The organism is Thalassospira sp. MCCC 1A02491 (genome assembly GCF_001613785.1).
In the GTDB taxonomy this organism is placed as follows: domain Bacteria; phylum Pseudomonadota; class Alphaproteobacteria; order Rhodospirillales; family Thalassospiraceae; genus Thalassospira; species Thalassospira povalilytica.
On record NZ_LPVX01000021.1, the window covers coordinates 1 to 2608 of the forward strand.

Genomic DNA, 2608 nt, shown 5'->3' on the forward strand with positions numbered 1-2608 from the left:
CATGGTCGACTGGATCTTGACCAGCTGCGCCATGAGTTGCTGTTGTTGAACCTGCTGGCGGTTTGACATCGCCATCCATTTGGCAATTGCCATCAGAAGGCGCTTCATATCCGCCGCACCATTGGTGCCAGCTTCGAGCTCTTCGATTGCCTGCTGAATTTCTTCTGCGCTTTGAACGGTCAGATCGCTCTGGGCCAAGCCGGTTGTAACGGCATCTTTGGCCAATTCTTCACGTCTGGCTTCGACCATGGCGCGGGCTTGCTGCTGGGCCTGCCATTTGGCTTTGTTGACCGGGTGATCCGGATTGGACCAGACACCGCTGCCGGAACCTGAGCCATTGTTGCTGCCAGCAAACTCGCTGCCTTCCGGGAAAGTCCAGGTCGAAGGATCGTTCGGATCAAACCAAAGCGACTTGCGATAGATGCTGCGACCCTCGCAGATGCTAAAGAAGTCGAGATCATCGAGATTCATGCCCGGCATCAGGCCAGAGAGATCCGGCGTCAGACATTGAATGTCGCGCATGATCCGGTTGGTGAGCTTCTGCATGTTTAGCACTGGCAGGGTGATCTGCCCCATGGCCCCGATGGCATCAATCGTGCCCTGGGCTTGAGCGCTCAGTTTGGTCAGCCATTCAGTATGCTGTTTGAGCTGATCAATCTGCTTTTGCATCTTGCTGAGCTGTTCACCCAACTTCGCAATGGCAGACACATCGATCACCGGATAGGTCGCATAGGCAATGGCCGGCGTCGCCAGAACAATCCCGAACGCAAGAGCGACAGAACGAAGACGCCTGTTCATGATCGACCTCCTGCCAGAAGAAGGACAAGCATGACGATCAGGACGACACTGGTAGCAAGTGGCCAATACATCATCGCAATCAGGCCGACAGCACCAACGAGGCTGGTTACAGCCATCATTAAAAGGGATTGTTTGATCATGTCCGGGTGATCGCAGTTGCTCACAGATGGCTTGGCCATGCGTCCCCCCATTTGCGTTGAATGGTGGCCAGATCGTTATTGGCATCCGGCCCGGAACGGTAGAACCGCGCAGCATCGCCAAGCGGTGTCAGATCGACATCGAGAATGGCGCTTTCCTCAAAGCCGCTGGCCTCGTCGCGCTTGATGATCAGCACCCGTCGATCATTCTTCTTGCGTGATCGCGTGCGGCCCTGGACAAACAACCTTTGCTCTTCATTGAGATTGAATGGCTTGAGGCTTTCTTCCGTGACCTTGGAGTTCGGGAAGAAGATCATTGTGGCGGTGTTTTCGATGATGGCTTCAGCGGCACCGGTTTTGCCCAAGCCTGCCGGATCCTGAAACGCCATGCCAACCGCACCGCCAAGCTTGCGATACTCGCGATACATCTCGGCTCCGAGATCTCGGAAGCCGGGGTTGGAAAGCAGCTTGGCTGCCTCATCAATGAAGATGACAAAGCCACCATTGCGCCCGGCAACAGATTTACTGATGGCCTCCGAGATATGACCAACCACCGGCCCGCCTAGAGCCGGATCAGCCAGCGCCTCATTCATGTTGATGCCAACCATGTGCGATTGGTTCAGAAGGCCGCCGAGGCTGTCATGCGGGGCGTTGAAGATGTGGCTACGAAGACCTGTATTGCCCTTGTCGTCAGTCACCCACTGGGCGAAGGCACGCCGAAGGGCTGAGCGACGGGCAAAGGCAAAGGGATAGATCGCATTGAGCGTGCGATGTGGTGGCTCAATCTGAAACGCCAAATCAACGGCATGATTAAGCGCATCGATGTCGCCGTCTTCGAGATCAATCCCGGCCAGCGATTTGAGGATCGCATAAACACGTTCACGGTTTTTTGGGGTGTCTTCCCCGACATCCAACGGGTTGAGCGATAATCCATCATAGGCTTGATAAAGACCGCCCATGGCTTCGACCATGAAGCGCGTGCCTTCCTTGGAATCAAAGATGTAGGACCGCACATTCTCAAACTTGGCAAGGCCACCCATCAGATGCATGATCAGGGTGGATTTACCGACCCCGGAGGGTGCAAAGACCAGAAAGTTGCCAAGCGAGAACGGCTTGTTGACCACCTGAAACTGGAATGCATAGGACTGGCCGGTTGGCGTTTTAAACCAGCGCACGGGTGCCGGGCCGAACTGGCTGGCCAACATGCCGGTTGCCGAATGCGGCAAAGCCCAAAGGGCAGCGATGTTCTGATCGCGCAGATCCAGCGGGGCCATGAACTGACTGCCAGGCAATCTGATCTTGCGTTTGGAAACGACAGGCAAGCGGTTAAACCAGCAGACAGGTGCCCCCTTGGTTTGCACGGCATAGCCGATCCGTTTGTTGCCAAGGATCTCTGTGATCTCGCGGATCAGTGCTGTGAGTTTTTCCTCGGTTTCTGCGCGCGGAATGATCTGAAACTGCGTGGCAAAGAGGGCTGTTTTGCCTTCGGCCAGAAGATCTAAAAGCGTTGAGACTTCTGCTGCTGCTGCAGGATTACCGAACCATGAATTAGACTCACCAGCCATACGGCGTTTATTGACCAGCATTGCCTGGTCACTGCCCCATGGATCACAGATCTGGCAAATCTCGATATCGCCCTGCAGGGCGAGGATCTCGCCGATCAGATGGCCGGA

The 2608-nt window shown here is 55.4% G+C and carries 3 protein-coding genes; all 3 read right to left on the reverse strand.

The window, feature by feature from the left end:
• Window positions 1–798 (reverse strand): hypothetical protein (locus tag AUQ42_RS07525; protein ID WP_082817778.1); only part of this gene is annotated, 798 nt, incomplete at its 3' end.
• The gene (locus tag AUQ42_RS07530; protein ID WP_068518481.1) at window positions 795–977 is read right to left on the reverse strand and encodes a hypothetical protein; all 183 of its coding nucleotides are present in this window, start codon (window positions 975–977) and stop codon (window positions 795–797) included. The genes AUQ42_RS07530 and AUQ42_RS07525, both read right to left, overlap by 4 nt.
• A partial coding sequence (locus AUQ42_RS15900; RefSeq protein WP_068518482.1) for a VirB4 family type IV secretion system protein occupies window positions 959–2608 on the reverse strand: 1650 nt, incomplete at its 5' end. The genes AUQ42_RS07530 and AUQ42_RS15900, both read right to left, overlap by 19 nt.